We start from the raw sequence: 17,037 nt of genomic DNA, 5'->3' as shown, positions 1-17,037 counted from the left end.
TATGTAATGCGCTATACTTCGTGCGTTGTATAACGCATTACTTTTTTGTTCCTATTTAGACAGATATAAATACCCTTCTTTTTTGTTATTCTGAATAACATTGTTTCCGTCTACTGATTTATAAGTCACGATATAGAAATAGGTCCCGGTTGGAAGACCTTCAGATTGTCTTATAGTAGTTCTTCCTCTCGAAGTTCCGTCAAACGCATTGGTTGTATTATTGTAGTTGTGAGTTTCAAATACTAATATTCCCCAGCGGTTATAAATTTCTACAGTGTTTTCGGGATAACAAGTTAAATCTCCAATACCGTCGATTAAAAAAACATCATTTTTTCCGTCACCGTTTGGTGAAAAAGCATTGTGTACTAAGATGTTTTCGCATGCCAATACTTTACAGTCGTCGTTTACTTCCATAGTAAGAAGAATACTTCTTGGACAATTCTCATTGGTAATTTTGTATTCAAATTGATAATTGCCAAGTGCTAAACCATGCGCATTTAGAATATTTCCCTGTAATGCTCTGGTATCGTTTGTGTCGAACCAGGTTCCTGTTATTGGTGTTCCTTCTGGTAATAAATTTGACAAGTTCAATAACGTCGTATCATCGTTACAGGCCTCACTCGTAATGTTTGATGTACCATTTGGCGCAACAGTGATAGTGACAATTGCAGTGTCGCAGTTTTCGGCACTTAACTTATCGCAAATGCGATACATGTATGTGTAAGTTCCAGCTGGTGTTAAACTAGATACATTTACATTTCCAGAAGCGTCTATTGTTATATTAGGATCTGTTTTTGCGTTATTGTTTCCGCTCAATAATGTAAAGTTTACCAATTGTAATGTTGCAGGAAGTTGTCCTTTTAAGTCATTACTTAAAACATTTCCAACTAAACCAAACGTATTGCATCCAATATTGGCATAATTATCATCGTTAGCATTTACAGGAGAATTAAGAATGGTTACTGTTACGACTGCTGTGTCGCAATTTCCTGCATCGGCTTTTTCACAGATTTGATACGTTAAAGTGTAAGTGCCGCCCGGAGCATTTGCTGCTACATCAACAGAACCATCAGGATTCAGTGTTAAAACTCCTTTTGGGTCTGGAGTTACAGTTGTCAGCGTAATATCATTTAAATTAATCGGACTATTATTTAATGTGTCGTTATTTAATACATTGATGATGTTAGTAACTCCTGCCGGACCGGTAATAGGCTGAGGTGTATCATCATTTGCAAGAATTACAAATGTTGGTCTGGCTGTACAAAACGGATCTGCCGGCGGATAACTAACAGTAATAGTTTCACTTGGATTTACAGATATTGTTAGGTTAACCATTGGGCGCAATGATTCGAAACCATCTGGTGCCTGAATCCATTTATTGTTTTCGAAAACCCAGCCTGGCCAGTCTATACCTTTTCCGTTTTCATCAACCACAGCTCCCGGCCATAAAACTCTGCCAGAAAGTGCCAGATTGGTCATAGTAGTTATTACTGTATTTTGAGCATTTGCCCACGCAATTGTTACGCCGTTTACTGGTGTAAAATTCACAGGAGTTACTACGTAATCAAGGTAAGGAACATCGTTTACACAAATCGATGCTGCTGTAACAGTCATAACCGGAGCTTCTATTGTAATCGTAACTGTTGCAGTATCACAATTTGAAGTTTCATCGGCTTCGCAAATTTGGTATACTAATGTTAAAGTTCCAACCGGTGCGTTTGGCAGTACATCAACAGAACCATCAGGATTTAATTGTAAAAACTCATTTGGTGTCACGGTTGTAATAACGACATCAGAAGGAGTTACAATTGCACCTTCAAGCGTATCATTTGTTAAAACATTCAATACGTTATGTGTAACATTATTTACACCAGCAACTGGCCCGGCGCTGTCATCATTAGCAGCAATATCTAAGTAAGTTTTACAGTTTACGCCAAAATCAAGATCTAAATGAACTAAATCTTCAGGTGTAACTGCTGCGATTAAACTGCTGGCACTAGTTGTAGAACAAATGGTATGCAATTGTGCTTTACCGGTTTTACCAGTTATTTTTTTATCAGCCAAAGCAGGAAGTGTTTTTACAAGTCCGGTTGCTCCTAATGCCGCTGCAACAGCGTCAAAATTGGCATCTTTTACTAATTTGACAGTATAATCTCCATAAGGATTTGCGGTTTCCGGACGATCTCTCCAAAATCCCTGAATTCCAACAATAACTTCTTCATGATAGCCGTTTGGTCCGTCAATTATAATATTCGGACTAAGAGCATTTCCAAAACCTCCGGCGTTTAATTCGCCCACATTCGAAGGTCCTTGATAACTTCCGTCACCATTAAAATCAATCCATTCCCAAAGGCTATAATCGATTGCTCCGTTTCCGTCAGGAATATTTTTGGTTACGATTCCGTCATTATTGGCATCATACCATTCATCCTGAATTCCGTTGCTGTTTACGTCATACCAAACATAATCTCCCAAAACAGGTAAAGTGGATGATCCGTATTCAAAATCATGTTTTTGAATAATACAATCTTGAAGTGCAGTAAAGAACAAACTCGAATCTACCGGATACAATTGATAAGCGCTGTTTAAATTGGCATCCTGAACCTGAACTAAATAATTTCCTGAAGGCATTCCAGAAAAGCTGTAGCTTCCGTCTTGTCCTGTTAGTTTTAATAATATTGGACCAGTAGTTGGACTTTGCGGAATTAAAGTAACAGGTACATTTGCAATTCCGGTATGAGTGTCAACATTGATAATGTGGCCAGAAATTTTTACAGTATATTCAGGCTGTGTAATGACAACCGTTGTGCTTGCTGTACAATTTTGAGTTTCACTTACAGGAGATGCTGCAGTAAGGGTATAAGTACCAGCTGGTAAATTTGCATTTCCTACCACTTCGTTTTTATCATTTCTAATGATAACTGTCGATCCAGGACTATTGGTTACTGAAATTGAACCGTCGTTTCCGCCAAAACAGCTTGTATTTGTGGCAATTCCGCTTACAGAAACTTTGTTTTCAACTGTAAAAGTTTGAACCAATTCAGTTTTATTGCCAGCACAATCAGACAACGTATACGTTCTGGTTAAAATATACGGACTTCCTTCGCAGCCGCTTCCTCCGTTGTTAGTATCAGAGACTGTAACCGTAACGTTTCCGCTGCAATTATCAGCCGCGTCTGTAATATCAGCAGGATTTCCCGCAGGAATTTGTGTAGTGCTTTGTAAATCTGCAATATTCGAAGGAGCAGTTCCTGTTGGCGCTGTAGTATCTCTTACAGTTATTATTTGGGTATGTGAAACTACATTATTGCTGCAATCACTGGTTTTCCATGTGCGGGTAAGAGTATAATTTGAACCGCATTCGTTTTGAATATCACTTTTTGTCTCTGTAAACACGATTGGTAAATTGCTGTTGCAATTATCAGCAGCTTCCATATTGGCTGGTTCTGGAACAGCGTCACAAGAAACTGTAATATTGCCGGGAAGTTCTCCAGTAAATACTGGAGCTGTTGTATCCTGAATTGTAATCACCTGAGTAAAAGTTTCAGAAGTGTTGCCACAGTCATCTTTTACGGTCCAAGTATTAGTGTAAGTTCCTGCATTTCCGCATCCTTGCGAAGCTGTAAACTGTCCGCTTACTTTAGTAATATTGGTTACATCAGCATCGCATAAATCTGAAGCTGTTGGATATAAGGCTTGCGCAGAAGCCAGAGCTTCTGAATTGCTGCATTCAATAGTTTGGTTTAATGAACCTGCTTGAGTTGTCCAGGTTGGAGCAGTTGTATCCTGAATTGTAATCACCTGAGTGAAAGTTTCAGAAGTGTTGCCACAATCATCTTTTACAGTCCAAGTGTTAGTGTAAGTTCCTGCATTTCCGCACCCTTGCGAAGCTGTAAACTGTCCGCTTACTTTAGTAATATTGGTTACATCAGCATCGCATAAATCTGAAGCTGTTGGAAATAAGGCTTGCGCCAAAGCCAGAGCTTCTGAGTTACTGCATTCAATAGTTTGGTTTAAAGAACCCGCTTGAGTTGTCCAGGTTGGAGCAGTTGTATCCTGAATTGTAATCACCTGAGTAAAAGTTTCAGAAGTGTTGCCGCAATCATCTTTTAGAGTCCAAGTGTTAGTATAAGTTCCTGCATTTCCGCACCCTTGTGAAGCTGTAAACTGTCCGCTTACTTTAGTAATATTCGTTAAATCGATATCACAAGCACCAGAAGCAGTTGGAAACAAAGCTTGAGCTGATGCCAAAGCCTGCTGGTTACTGCATTCAATAGTTCTGTCTAAAGAACCTGCCTGAGTTGTCCATGTAGGTATACTCGTATCCTGAATCGTAATTACCTGAGTGAATACAGTTGAGGTATTATTGCAGATATCTTTCGCAGTCCAAGTGTTAGTATACGTTCCAGAATTGGCACAATTGCCTACACTGAAAATACCGCTTGTTTTAGTATACGTTACAGTTCCGCCGCAGTTATCAGTAGCAGTCGGCGCTTGGTTTTGAGCCGTTGCTAATCCTACTGTATCACTGCATTGCAATGTAACGTTTAATGCATTTGAAGCTGTAGTCCAAGTCGGTGCAGTAGTATCTTGGATTGTAATTACCTGAGTAAATACAGTTGAGGTATTATTACAAATATCTTTTGCAGTCCAGGTATTAGTATACGTTCCAGAGTTGGCACAGGTTCCTGCTGAAAAAGCACCGCTTGTTTTGGTATACGTAACAGTTCCGCCGCAGTTATCCGTTGCAGTCGGTGCTTGGTTTTGAGCCGTTGCTAATCCTGCTGTATCACTGCATTGTAATGTAACATTTAACGCATTTGCCTGAGTTGTCCAATTCGGTGCAGTAGTATCTTCAATAGTTATTATCTGAGTAAATACGGTTGAAGTATTATTGCAGATATCTTTCGCAGTCCAAGTGTTAGTATACGTTCCGGAATTGGCACAATTGCCTACACTGAAAATACCGCTTGTTTTGGTATAGGTTACAGTTCCGCCACAGGTATCCGTTGCAGTCGGCGCTTGGTTTTGAGCCGTTGCCAATCCTGCTGTATCACTGCATTGTAAAGTAACATTTAATGCATTTGAAGCTGTAGTCCAAGTTGGTGCAGTAGTATCTTCAATAGTTATTATCTGAGTAAATACGGTTGAAGTATTATTGCAGATATCTTTTGCGATCCAGGTATTAGTATACGTTCCAGAGTTGGCACAGGTTCCTGCTGTAAAAGCACCGCTTGTTTTGGTATAGGTTACAGTTCCGCCACAGGTATCCGTTGCAGTCGGCGCTTGGTTTTGAGCTGTTGCCAATCCTGCAATATCACTGCATTGTAATGTAACATTTAATGCATTTGCCTGAGTTGTCCAAGTCGGTGCAGTAGTATCTTGGATTGTAATTACCTGAGTAAATACAGTTGAGGTGTTATTGCAGATGTCTTTTGCAGTCCAGGTATTAGTATAAGTTCCAGAATTGGCACAATTACCTACACTGAAAATACCGCTCGTTTTGGTATACGTAACAGTTCCGCCGCAGTTATCCGTTGCAGTCGGCGCTTGGTTTTGAGCCGTTGCCAATCCTGCGGTGTCACTGCATTGTAAAGTGATATTTAGCGCATTTGCCTGAGTTGTCCAAGTAGGTGCAGTAGTATCTTGAATTGTAATTATCTGAGTAAATACGGTTGAAGTATTATTACAGATATCTTTTGCGGTCCAAGTATTGGTGTATGTTCCAGAATTAGCGCAGGTTCCTGCTGAGAAAGCACCACTTGTTTTAGTATACGTCACGGTTCCGTCGCAGTTATCAGTAGCAGTCGGTGCTTGGTTTTGAGCAGTTGCCAATCCTGCTGTATCACTGCATTGCAAAGTAACATTTAACGCATTTGCCTGAGTTGTCCAAGTCGGCGCAGTAGTATCTTGAATCGTAATTATCTGAGTAAATACAGTTGAAGTATTATTACAGACGTCTTTTGCAGTCCAGGTATTAGTATACATTCCAGAGTTGACACAGGTTCCTGCTGAAAAAGCACCGCTTGTTTTAGTATACGTAACAGTTCCACCGCAGTTATCCGTTGCAGTCGGCGCTTGGTTTTGAGCCGTTGCCAATCCTGCTGTATCACTGCATTGTAAAGTAACATTTAATGCATTTGAAGCTGTAGTCCAAGTCGGTGCAGTAGTATCCTGAATTGTAATTGTCTGTACAGCTGTAACATTTCCACAGCCAGTAGTAACTTTAAATGTTCGGGTTACTATTGTTGGGCATGTTCCTGATGCAGTATCAGAGTAGGATATAGTATAACTTCCAATCGAAGAACTGTTAGACAATGATCCGCCGGCAGTGTTTAATTGTGCAAGAGTAATATTGCTGCTGGCAGTACTATACGGAAGTCCGGTTATTGCTGCTGTGCTGCATCCAGAAATATTTGCATTTGCAGGAGCGATAAGCGCTGCTGCCGGACTTATTGATACAGTAGAATCTGCTGAAGTTAATTCACAATTTGTAACCCCATTTTTCACCTTTACTTTATAAACCCCGCTCGCTGTTGCTGTAAGGGTAGAAGAAGTTTGTCCAGCTAATACAGCATTGTCTTTATACCAAACATAGGTTGGAGAAGAAGCGTTTGTAGAAGCTGTCAAAGTTGTAGATCCGCATGCTGTTAAAACACCCGTGATTACGGGTGCACACGGAACAAAATAACTTGGACTGGTGATCGTCTTTGAATCATTAACACAGGACGAATTTTGATAATTCAAAGTAGAAGTGCTTACAGTTTGATTGCCGCAGGCACTTCCCGTTGGAGTCAGCTGATACGTTAAAGATATAGTTTCAGAGTTTAAAAAATCAGTATTCCATGTAATCACTTGTCCAGATAACGAAGCCGTTCCTTTTGTTGATGTTATTCCTCCAATAATAAAACCAGGGATAATAGTTTCTTTTGCAATCAGACTTTGGGCAATCCATGAAATCTGAGTAGCAATCTGATTGTAAATTGCAGTCAAATTAGCACCGCTTTGTGTAATGTATGCGGCGCTTCCCTGAATATTGTCCAGAGTATACTTAGCAATATTCTGATCGCTGTTGTTGGTGTTAATGTTACCACTGATACCGCCAAAAAGCCCCACAGAAAAAACCTGATTGTTATAAACAACACTAGATTTTGTAGTTGTTTTGGCATTTGTTGCCGCATTTATAGCATCAGTAACACATTGCGATGTTTTACTCACATTACAGTTTGTATTACCACTAGTGCCTGTTACGTTTGTAACTCCATCTGTCAGTAAAATTATAGCTCTTGCAGTGCTGCAGTCAAATCGGCCATTAGTTTCCAATTCAGTTTCAGATCTCACAATTCCAGCATAAATGTTGGTAGAATTAGTGGCCTGCAAAGCATTAATTTGATTTGTTATCTGTGTTACACCTGTTGCATTCAAATAAGTTAAACCTATTTTTAGGCTGGCAGTTGTGCTGTACGCAACAATTGCAATTCGGTTTTGCGGATTTGCTTTTGCCTGATTTAGAAATGCCAATGCGGCATCTTTAGCATAATCCATCGAGGTTTTAAAATCTCCCGAAATAGTATTACCCATACTTCCGGATATGTCAATAGCCAGAACTACATCTGAATTTCGGGTAATTGGGTTTGCACCTGTAATATCGACTTTAACATCAATAATACCGCAATTGCCAGCATTTGCTGTTACAGTTTTGTTTGTTGTTATTGTTTGTGCTAAACCTATCGATGATGTCAGAAGAAATAATACAACAAATTGTATTTTTTTTATATCTCGTAAAAAATTGTTTAAAAAAAGTAATTGTTTTTCCATTTTAAATCATTTTAAGGGTATACTTGATATATCTTGTTTAATCATTAACCGGATTAATGATGTAAGTATGTAAAACAGCATCAACTGAATAGTTGCTGCAATTTTTTGAAGCAGCGGTAATCTTATTGCAAGACCATTTTTGTGTCGAAGTACCGGCAGGAATTGTAACGTGGATATAAAAATTTACAGATTCACCTGCGCTTAGCGTTATTTCACTTAGAGAGTTTCTTTCAGAATTAATAAAATCAGTATTGATTATGACATTTCCTGCAGTAGAACTTCCGTCTGTATTAGCACAAGAAGCATTTATATTCTTAGAACTTAAAACAAAAGTGTCTGTAGAAGAACTGTTGTTGGTCAGAACCATTGAGTAATACGTTCCATCGAGAGGAGTGCTCCTGATATTGCCATTATTTTCAACAATCAAAGATGCGCTGCACGAACCCGATTGAGCAAATGAAATTGTTGTAATTAAAAGAAAGAGTACAGACAATAAATTTTTCTTAAAAATATTTTTGAAAGAAAAAATGAACTTACAATTATTAACAAATTTCACCGCTTTTTTAAGATTAGTTGTAGTTCTCATAATTTAGGATTTTTGTTAGTGGTATTTCTAAAATTTTAACAGAATCAAAATTATATTAGAGTTTTTATAATTAAATTTTTTTATCTGCAACTAACCTAAAAACTCGTTCAACTACTCTTTTTTTGTCAAAAATTGACTCAAAAAAATATTTTTTTAACTTGTTAGATAAAAATTTTAGATTGATTTTTCTTTCATTTTTAATGAAAATGATGCAATTTGGTTTTGTGTAAATAATTAATAATCAAATATTTAGTTAATTTATTGCTGATTTGCAAAAATCGACCAAATGTACATTTCGACGGATGAAGTACATTATTTTTGAAAATGGACAATTTCAATTTTTGGGATTGTTAAAGTTTTGCGGATAATTCATACTTGTTAAAATTTCACCAGAATGTTAACAGAATTAAAAAAAAGAGTAGTATTAAAATATCTTTTGTAAATTAGAACTTCAATAAAATTGCAGTAGTTTTCTGCGGTTTTTAAACCCTTTGTTTATGAAAAATTTAATTTTAATACGTCATGCAAAATCAAGTTGGGAAGCACCTTTAAAAGATTTCGACAGACCTTTGCAAAAAAGAGGAATCTTAGATGCGCATGAAGTTTCTACTCATATTTCAAAATATCTTCCTAAAACCTATATAGTATGGAGCAGTACTGCTGCACGTGCCTCAGAAACTGCTTTAATCTTTGCTCAAAACATTTCATATCCTATAGACAGCATAGTTTACAGAGATGATTTGTATACTTTTGATGAAAGACAACTCGAAAAGGTTATTAAATCTTGTGATAATAGTTTCGAAAGCGTTATTCTTTTCGGACATAACGAGGCTATTACAAATTTTGTTAATAAATTTGGAGATGTTTTTATTGATAATGTTCCAACTTCCGGCTTTGTTTCACTGCAATTTGATTCAGACAGCTGGGACACAATCGATAAAGGCAAAACCAATAAAACTATATTCCCCAAAGACTTAAAATAATTACAGTGTACGAACAGAAATATATCGATAGAGAAAAAAGCTGGTTAGCGTTTAATGCAAGAGTACTTCAGGAAGCGGCAGATAATACCGTTCCTCTTTTAGACCGACTGCGATTTGTTGGAATTTTTTCAAACAATTTAGATGAGTTTTTTAGAGTTCGATATGCTGCTATTCGCAGATTAAGTCTTTCCGGTATTTCCGGAGAAAAATATTTAGGCAGAATTTCTGCTCATCAATTAATTAAAGATATTACCGAAATCGTAATTCAGCAGCAATCTGAAAGTTTACGCATTCTAGGTAATATTGAAAGTGAGCTCGAAGCCGAAAACATTTTTATTATTAATGAAGATCAGGTAACTCCAAAACAAGAATGTTTCCTAAAGGACTTTTTTATGCAAAAATTAAGTCCTGAATTGGTAACCATCATCTTAAATGATTTGGCCGTTTTTCCTATTTTAAAAGATACAGCAGGATATTTAGCAGTTCGTTTAGAATTAAAAACCGATGAGGTTCGTTATGCCTTAATTGAAATTCCTAAAACCATCAACAGATTTGTAGTTCTTCCTTCTGAAGATGAAAAACAATACGTAATCTTAATTGATGATGTAATTCGTTTAAAACTAAAAAATATCTTCAATATATTTGATTATAAGAGTGTTTCGGCACATATGATCAAAATTACCAGAGATGCACAATTGGATATCGATAGCGATTTGAGTAAAAGTATGCTCGAAAAAATTGCTTCATCTGTAAAAGACCGCCGAATAGGAGAACCAGTTCGTTTTATTTACGACAGCCTAATTGAAGAAGATACTCTGCGTTTCTTTTTAGATAAAATGAAAATTGTAGAAACCGACAGTATAATTCCGGGAGGAAGATATCATAACCGCCGTGATTATATGGATTTTCCAAATCTCGGACGTTACGATTTATTGTACAAACCAAACGAGCCATTGCCGGTTCCGGGTTTAAGTCTTGATGGAAGTATATTAGAGAAAATCTCTAAAAAAGATTATTTGGTTCATGCGCCTTATCAGTCATTTGCTTATCTAACAAAGTTTTTGCGTGAAGCAGCCTTAGACCCAAAAGTAACCAGTATTAAAATTACACTTTACCGTCTGGCAAAAAACTCTCAGATTATCAGTTCATTAATAAATGCAGCCAAAAACGGAAAACGTGTGGTAGTACAAATTGAACTTCAGGCGCGTTTTGACGAAGCTTCGAATATTTCTTATGCTGAGCAGATGCAGACCGAAGGAATAGAACTTATTTTTGGAATAAAAGGATTAAAAGTACACAGTAAAATTTGTGTAATCGAAAGAACCGAAGATGGAAAAAACCGTCGTTATGGATTTATTTCTACAGGAAACTTCAACGAATCGACTGCTAAAATTTATACCGATGTAACACTTTTTACCTGCCATCAGGGAATTTTAAAAGATACCTCTAAAATATTCGAGTTTTTCGACATCAATTACAGAGTACACCGATACAAGCATTTAATCGTTTCACCTCATTATACAAGAACCAAATTTGTAAAACTAATAGACCGTGAAATTCTTCATGCTCTGGCTGGAAGAAAAACATTTATTAAGTTAAAAATGAATAGTTTGTCAGACTTTAAAATGATTGATAAATTATACGAAGCAAGTAATGCAGGAGTAAAAATTCAGTTAAATGTAAGAGGAATTTGCTGCTTGATTCCAGGAATTCCGGGAATGAGCGAAAATATTGAAGCCATAAGTATTGTCGATAATTATTTAGAACATACAAGAGTATACATTTTTGGAAATGCCGGCCTAAACGAAGTATATATTTCTTCTGCCGATTTTATGACCAGAAATCTTGACGGAAGAGTAGAAGTAACCTGTCCGGTTTACGATCACGAAATCAAAAAAGAATTAATTGACAATTTCAATATCGCCTGGAAAGGAAACGTAAAAGTAAGATATCATTCATACAAATTAGATAATAAATATAAGCCTCGAAACCATCATGCCCCATTTAGAGCACAATTTGAAACCTATAAATATTATCAAAATAAAGTAGCAGTACTGGAAGAGGTTCCTCAAAAAGTAAACTAAATAATTAAAAATTCAATTACAAAATCATAAGTGAGCATGATTAAAATTAGGAAATTTGCAGCAATAGATATCGGTTCAAATGCCATGAGGCTGTTGATATCAAATGTTGTAGAACAAGATGGAAAAGAACCCCAGTTTAATAAAAGTTCGCTTGTTCGTGTGCCAATTCGTTTGGGACAAGATGCCTTTACAGTAGGCGAAATATCACCAGAAAATATAGACCGAATGGTTGATGCCATGAAAGCATTTAACCTTTTAATGAAAGTACATAAAGTAGAACGCTATATGGCATTTGCAACTTCGGCAATGCGTGAAGCGTATAATGCTAAAGAAGTTGTGGCTTTAATTAAGAAAAAAGCCGACATAAAAATCGAAATTATTGATGGTAAAAAAGAAGCAGCAATTATTGCTTCTACAGATTTACATCATTTAATAAAATCTGATGAAACTTATCTTTTTGTTGATGTTGGCGGAGGAAGCACCGAATTTACGTTGTTCTCTGATGGAAAAATGATCAATTCAAGATCTTTCAAAGCAGGAACTGTTCGTTTATTAAATAATATGGTTCACGATGTGGTTTGGGATGAAATTGAAAAATGGATTAAAACCAACACAGCAGATTATGAAGAAGTTACCCTGATTGGATCTGGAGGAAATATCAATAAATTGTTTAAAATGTCTGGAAAGCAGCAGGAAAAACCGCTTTCGTACATTTATATCAATTCTCAGTATGCCTTTTTAAATTCATTGACTTACGAACAGAGAATCGCCGAATTAGGTTTGAACTCTGACCGTGCCGACGTAATCATCCATGCTACCCGTATTTACTTAAATGCAATGAAATGGAGCGGCGCACGCCAGATTTATGTTCCAAAAATTGGACTTTCTGACGGAATTGTAAAAGCAATGTATTACGGTAAAATTTAATATTAGAATATTTTTGCTGCGATTTACACGAATTTGCACGAATTATTTTTAAGAAAATAAAATAGTGTAAATTCGTGTAATTCGCGGTATTTTTATTTAAAACAATATTTATAATGAAATCAGTTTTTCAGTCCATACAAGATTTCTCCAAAGATGAATTGTCTCTTTTAGATGATTTGATAACTTTTCGCATACTTAAAAAAGGAGAATTTTTACTGACTGAAAATCAGGTTTGCAATGAAATAGTATTTATAAAAAAAGGAATTTTGCGTTCCTTTTTTTTGAATCATAAAGGAGACGAAATTACGAACTGTTTTGCTTTTGAAAATGAATTTATGGCCTCATTTGCCAGCTTCATTACACAGGAAAAAGCAGAAGAAAATGTTCAGGCTTTAGTCGATACAGAATTGCAGGTTTTAGATCGAAAAGCTTTAGAGAAACTGTATCAAGCCAGCATTAACTGGCAGGAAACCGGAAGAAAATTGACAGAAATGGAATTTGTAAATCTTCAAAAAAGGATGGTTTCATTTCAAAAATTATCGGGCGCACAGCGTTATGAAGAGCTGTATAAAAATCATCAAAAATATCTGCAGTTAATTCCGCTGCAATATCTGGCTTCTTATTTAGGTGTTACACCAAGACATTTAAGCCGAATTCGAAAAGCAATGGTTTGATTTTTTGTTTTCCGCTTATTTAGAAGTTTTTTTTGTAAAAATATTCTTTAAAAATAAATCTGCTAAATCTACGTTAAACATTAAAATTTAAATAAGTTTTTTAGGACATTTGTCCAGTAGAATAAATAAGCCGAGTGGTATTTTTGAAAAAAAATGATATGAAAAACATCTTGATCATAAACGGGCACCCAAACCCCGACAGTTTTAATTTTGCTATTGCAGAATCTTATAAAAAAGGTGCAGATGCTTCTGGAGCACAAGTAGAAACAATAACAATTGCGGATTTAAACTTTAATCCCAATTTAAAATTTGGTTACCAAAAACGAACTGAATTAGAACCTGATTTACTCGAATCATGGGAAAAAATAAAAAGAGCCGATCATTTAGTGTGGATTCATCCCGTTTGGTGGGGCGGACTTCCGGCAGTTGCAAAAGGATTTATTGATCGTTTGTTTTTACCCGGAATGGCTTTTCAGTATCGTGAAAACTCCGTTTGGTGGGATAAATTGCTCAAAGGTAAAACGGCACATATTATAACCACTTTAGATCAGCCCGGATGGTTTTATAGATTGTCTTTTGGAAGACCAAGCGTAAATCAGTTAAAAAAATCAACTTTGGGATTTTGCGGTGTAAAACCCGTAAAAGTCAGTTACATCGGAATTATTAAAAATTCTGATGAAAATCAAAGAAAAAAATGGCTCGAAAAAGTATATAATTTCGGTGTCCGAAATAAATAAAAAAGCAGTGTAGAATTAATCTTTTAAATCCAATCCAAATGTTGAACGCAAAAGCTCGATGTTTGGATTGATTTCTAAGAAACGATTGTAACGGTCTTGATTATTGTAACTTCTTTTAGCCTCAACCTTTTCGTTTACAATTACTTCTATCGTAATGTCGTGATTGTGTAAATGTCCTTTTAAATGCCCTAATAACCCGTTCATCTGACTTTCAAATTCCAGTTTCGATCCTTCATTTGGCAGCTCGTAACTAATTCTGGTTCCTTCTAAAACAGGATCGCTGATAAGTAATATTGATTCCATGATTTTTAGGCCTTTTTGACCTAAACGCTCAGCATATTTATTCCAGTGAAGACGCATGTCAGTTTCGTTAAATTCCTCTGTAGGTAATACAGACGATGGTTTAACATAACTCTTACTGCTTTCTTCCATTTCTTTTTTCTTTCGAATACTCGCTAAAGAAAATGCAGAAACTTTAGGCTCGCCGCCTATTTCTGCTCTTGGAGTTACAGGAGTTTCAACTTTTGGAGTTTCTACAATAGGAGTTTGCGCTGCAGTATTTACAACAGGCGTATCATTGTCATTTCTATTTTGAGTGACATTGCTATTTTCTTCCTTATTTGGAGTTTGAGATTTTAAATTTGGAACTTCAACAATTGAAAAACTTCCATTTTTATAATAAGTGGGCGGAATTATGAATTGCTCAACTTTTTTTTTTCTCCATCAAAGTTGATAGAGGCCAATTGCATCAAACATAATTCAACTAAAAGACGCTGATTTTGACTCAATTTGTATTTTAGGTCGCAGTCGTTTGCAATGTCAATTCCTTTTAATAGAAATTCCTGAGAACACTTTTGAGATTGTACTCCGTACATCTGCTGTGCTTGTTCTCCAACTTCTAATAAAGCAATAGTCGAAGGTGTTTTGCTGACTAATAAATCTCTAAAATGAGACGCTAATCCGGCAATAAAATGATGCCCGTCAAAACCTTTTGCAAGAATATCGTTGTAAGCAATTAAAAGATCCGGAATTTTATTTTCAAGAATTAAATCTGTAACTGTAATATAGGTTTCGTAATCTAAAACATTTAAGTTTTCCGTTACAGCCTGACGTGTCAGGTTAGTACCGCAATACGAAACGACACGGTCAAAAATAGATAACGCATCACGCATTGCACCATCTGCTTTTTGAGCAATAATGTGTAATGCATCGTCTTCAAAATTGATTCCTTGACTTTCAGCAACATCTGCTAAATGTTCTTTAGCATCTTTAACTGTAATTCGTTTAAAATCAAAAATCTGACAACGTGATAAAATCGTTGGAAGGATTTTGTGTTTTTCTGTTGTAGCTAAAATGAAAATAGCGTGCTTTGGCGGCTCTTCTAATGTTTTAAGGAAAGCATTAAAAGCGGCAGAAGACAACATATGAACCTCGTCAATGATATATACTTTATATTGTCCTGTTTGCGGCGGAATTCTAACCTGATCGATAAGATTACGAATATCATCAACCGAGTTGTTTGAAGCAGCATCCAGCTCAAAAACGTTAAAAGCAAAATCTTCTGTAGGATCATCATATCCAGGCTGATTTATTTTTCGAGCCAAAATACGAGCGCAGGTTGTTTTACCAACTCCACGAGGTCCCGTAAATAAAAGAGCCGAAGCCAGGTGATTGCTTTCGATAGCGTTCAACAAAGTGTTGGTAATGGCTTTTTGTCCCACAACATCCTTAAATGTCTGCGGACGGTATTTACGAGCCGATACTACAAATTGTTCCATATTCTTTTTTATTCGATAGCAAATATAGGCTGAAAATTACCAAATCACAAATCTGAAAATCATAAATCTTAGAGAAGATTTTGAGTAGTTTGAATCTGAGCAAGTAACGTTATTTTTTAATTTCGAGTTTCAGAAATGAAAATAACTCATCATAGTAAACTTCATTTTTTTGTAATAATTGTATTTCTTTTTCATAAAGAAATCTTTAAGTTTGATAAGGTTAGTATAGATGTATCGCTAATCCAAATTATATATTAAAATGGAAGTATATCTCCGAACTTAAAATCGCAGTCAAATATTCTAAAGAGAATTAAGTCATGAAAAAACTGATTTCACAAATAATTATTTTTTTGCCTTTAATAATCTGTTCTCCACAAGTTAAATCTCAAAACATGAATTTTAATCAAACTAATTTTCAGAAAATAACAAATCAGTTTTCAGTAGAAGATTTTGAAAAAGTCAAAAGGTTTATATTGAAAAAAGGAAACAGAAAAACGTATCGAAATTACGACAACAATAATCCGTTTTATGGTTTTGGAAAATTCCAATCGTATTTAGGCTCTGATATTGGACAGCAAAACATCAACAATGATCCCAAATTGTCTGATTTTAATGAATTGACTTTAAAAGATAATAATCATTACTTCAAAATTCTGATTGTTAGAAAAGGAGATATTCAGGCTTCAAAAAAAGGTATTCAGACCGGAATGCTCGAAAATGAAGTATATTTTGTAGACAATTATCAAATTGAATTTAATAAAATCTCAGATTTGCTTACCAATTATTTAAAAATTCTTCAAAGTGCAGATTAATTCATTTGCACTGTAATTCTTCGTCTAAAATTCTCTTATAAGAAATTGCGGCTTGTTCTTTTACTGGAAAAGATATAAGAACCACAAGCATATCATATAAAGTTTTACTGGTTAATCTGGTTAATTTTAGATAGTTAATTATTAAAACAAATTGTTATGAAAATCAAATCAATTTTATTGGGAACGGGGCTTGCCTTTTCTTTATTGGCTTGCAGCGCTAAAGATGCTGATATTGAAAAAGAAATCAATGCAAAACTAAATGATACACCAGGAATACATGTAACAGTGCATGAAGGTGTTGCGACCATTGTGGGAACTTGTGATGATGATGCTTTCAAGAAAAACATTGAGAGTTCTGTTAAATCAGTTAAAGGAGTCAAAACTGTAATAAACAACTGCCAGATTCCAGAGCCAAATGTAGAACCAGCGGCAGCAGCTGTTATAATTAATTCTGATGCTGATTTAGATAAATCGGTACATAAAATTGTGGATGCTTATGATGGTGTCAGCGCAACAGTTGTGGGTGGTGTAATTACCCTTTCAGGAGAAATAAAAAGAGATAAACTACAGCCATTGATGCAGAGTTTACAAGAACTGAAACCCAAAAAAGTTGATAACAAATTAACTATTAAATAAAA

Annotated in this window: 11 protein-coding genes; 7 read left to right on the top strand and 4 right to left on the bottom strand. The window is 35.7% G+C overall.

Translation table 11 applies throughout. The annotated features are described in order from the left end of the window. Positions 1-51: 51 nt before the first annotated feature. Together FJOH_RS23440 and FJOH_RS23435 are read right to left on the bottom strand one after the other, a co-directional pair. Entirely contained in the window at positions 52-7,818 is a 7,767-nt protein-coding gene (locus FJOH_RS23440; RefSeq protein ID WP_012026503.1) for an HYR-like domain-containing protein, read from the bottom strand. Between the two features lie 37 nt (positions 7,819-7,855). Next, on the bottom strand, positions 7,856-8,404 hold the full coding sequence (locus FJOH_RS23435; protein ID WP_012026502.1) for a hypothetical protein: 549 nt from the start codon (positions 8,402-8,404) through the stop codon (positions 7,856-7,858). A 497-nt stretch (positions 8,405-8,901) separates the two neighbouring features. On the opposite strand from FJOH_RS23435, the gene FJOH_RS23430 reads away from it, so the two are divergent. The 5 genes from FJOH_RS23430 (at position 8,902) to FJOH_RS23410 (ending at position 13,809) form a co-directional block, all read left to right on the top strand. Further along, positions 8,902-9,387 (top strand): SixA phosphatase family protein, encoded by a 486-nt coding sequence (locus FJOH_RS23430; RefSeq protein ID WP_012026501.1) that lies wholly within the window; start codon positions 8,902-8,904, stop codon positions 9,385-9,387. 5 nt (positions 9,388-9,392) lie between these two features. After that, a complete protein-coding gene (gene ppk1, locus FJOH_RS23425; RefSeq protein ID WP_012026500.1) occupies positions 9,393-11,471 on the top strand; it encodes a polyphosphate kinase 1 in 2,079 nt (692 codons plus the stop codon). 36 nt (positions 11,472-11,507) lie between these two features. Further along, complete coding sequence (locus tag FJOH_RS23420) at positions 11,508-12,398, top strand: Ppx/GppA phosphatase family protein (protein ID WP_012026499.1); 891 nt, start codon at positions 11,508-11,510, stop codon at positions 12,396-12,398. Between the two features lie 113 nt (positions 12,399-12,511). Beyond that, complete coding sequence (locus FJOH_RS23415; protein WP_012026498.1) at positions 12,512-13,072, top strand: Crp/Fnr family transcriptional regulator; 561 nt, start codon at positions 12,512-12,514, stop codon at positions 13,070-13,072. A 158-nt stretch (positions 13,073-13,230) separates the two neighbouring features. Continuing rightward, positions 13,231-13,809, top strand: a complete 579-nt coding sequence (locus FJOH_RS23410) for an NAD(P)H-dependent oxidoreductase (RefSeq protein ID WP_012026497.1) — start codon at positions 13,231-13,233, stop codon at positions 13,807-13,809. 15 nt (positions 13,810-13,824) lie between these two features. On the opposite strand, the gene FJOH_RS23405 is transcribed toward FJOH_RS23410, so the two are convergent. Further along, positions 13,825-14,241, bottom strand: a complete 417-nt coding sequence (locus tag FJOH_RS23405; RefSeq protein WP_012026496.1) for a hypothetical protein — start codon at positions 14,239-14,241, stop codon at positions 13,825-13,827. A gap of 260 nt (positions 14,242-14,501) precedes the next feature. Continuing rightward, entirely contained in the window at positions 14,502-15,587 is a 1,086-nt protein-coding gene (gene dnaX, locus FJOH_RS23400) for a DNA polymerase III subunit gamma/tau (protein ID WP_012026495.1), read from the bottom strand. A 392-nt stretch (positions 15,588-15,979) separates the two neighbouring features. Here dnaX and FJOH_RS23395 point away from each other — a divergent pair, with 392 nt between their 5' ends. Both FJOH_RS23395 and FJOH_RS23390 read left to right on the top strand, forming a co-directional pair. Continuing rightward, on the top strand, positions 15,980-16,399 hold the full coding sequence (locus FJOH_RS23395; protein ID WP_123875717.1) for a hypothetical protein: 420 nt from the start codon (positions 15,980-15,982) through the stop codon (positions 16,397-16,399). Between the two features lie 156 nt (positions 16,400-16,555). Continuing rightward, on the top strand, positions 16,556-17,035 hold the full coding sequence (locus tag FJOH_RS23390) for a BON domain-containing protein (RefSeq protein WP_012026493.1): 480 nt from the start codon (positions 16,556-16,558) through the stop codon (positions 17,033-17,035). The last annotated feature ends 2 nt before the right edge of the window (positions 17,036-17,037 follow it).

The organism is Flavobacterium johnsoniae UW101 (genome assembly GCF_000016645.1).
Classification (GTDB): domain Bacteria; phylum Bacteroidota; class Bacteroidia; order Flavobacteriales; family Flavobacteriaceae; genus Flavobacterium; species Flavobacterium johnsoniae.
This window is presented reverse-complemented; position numbering and strand designations above follow the sequence as displayed.

Excerpts from the sequence above, each read along its gene's own strand:
- dnaX (WP_012026495.1), bottom strand. The coding sequence starts at position 15,587 with ATGGAACAATTTGTAGTATCGGCTCGTAAATACCGTCCGCAGACATTT.
- FJOH_RS23420 (WP_012026499.1), top strand. The coding sequence starts at position 11,508 with ATGATTAAAATTAGGAAATTTGCAGCAATAGATATCGGTTCAAATGCC.
- FJOH_RS23430 (WP_012026501.1), top strand. The coding sequence starts at position 8,902 with ATGAAAAATTTAATTTTAATACGTCATGCAAAATCAAGTTGGGAAGCA.
- FJOH_RS23395 (WP_123875717.1), top strand. The coding sequence starts at position 15,980 with ATGAATTTTAATCAAACTAATTTTCAGAAAATAACAAATCAGTTTTCA.
- FJOH_RS23410 (WP_012026497.1), top strand. The coding sequence starts at position 13,231 with ATGAAAAACATCTTGATCATAAACGGGCACCCAAACCCCGACAGTTTT.
- FJOH_RS23415 (WP_012026498.1), top strand. The coding sequence starts at position 12,512 with ATGAAATCAGTTTTTCAGTCCATACAAGATTTCTCCAAAGATGAATTG.
- FJOH_RS23390 (WP_012026493.1), top strand. The coding sequence starts at position 16,556 with ATGAAAATCAAATCAATTTTATTGGGAACGGGGCTTGCCTTTTCTTTA.
- FJOH_RS23440 (WP_012026503.1), bottom strand. The coding sequence starts at position 7,818 with ATGGAAAAACAATTACTTTTTTTAAACAATTTTTTACGAGATATAAAA.
- FJOH_RS23405 (WP_012026496.1), bottom strand. The coding sequence starts at position 14,241 with ATGGAAGAAAGCAGTAAGAGTTATGTTAAACCATCGTCTGTATTACCT.
- FJOH_RS23435 (WP_012026502.1), bottom strand. The coding sequence starts at position 8,404 with ATGAGAACTACAACTAATCTTAAAAAAGCGGTGAAATTTGTTAATAAT.